The sequence below is a fragment of the Syntrophomonas sp. UBA5494 genome, from assembly GCF_002426325.1.
The window spans coordinates 7,805-8,135 of record NZ_DIPG01000009.1 but is presented as its reverse complement, the minus strand read 5'-3'; the positions used below and the strand labels follow the sequence as shown (position 1 = coordinate 8,135).

Annotated in this window: 1 protein-coding gene; it reads right to left on the bottom strand. The window is 51.7% G+C overall.

Features of this window, described 5'->3' with window-relative positions; genetic code table 11:
* Positions 1–331, bottom strand: a 331-nt coding sequence (locus B3W37_RS01030) for a hypothetical protein (RefSeq protein ID WP_483174522.1), incomplete at both ends; no start/stop codon positions are given.

The following is a 331-nucleotide window of genomic DNA, read 5'->3' as shown; positions in this document are numbered from 1 at the left end:
ATCTGATACCGGGCAAAGGCAGGGCCTTCCGTTTCGATCTGGGCGATTCTATTGCCCTGGTTGTTGAGAAAGTCCTTTGTGGGTTTCAAGTCATCCGGGTAATAGCCGTCCAAAGTGTTGATGGCGCTGATCAGTTTGCCGGCAGCTTCATTATATGCGGCCGACAGCGAGGACTTCATGATCAGAGGAGAGTCGTTGGTCAGCTCCTGATAATGAATATAAGGGCCGACACTAAGGCGGTCGGAGCCTCGCTGCTGCTTGATAATCTCCTTGACAATCGTGCCCCAGGGAGCCACGAAATTGGTGTTATTCTGGAGCATCCTTTGCAGTA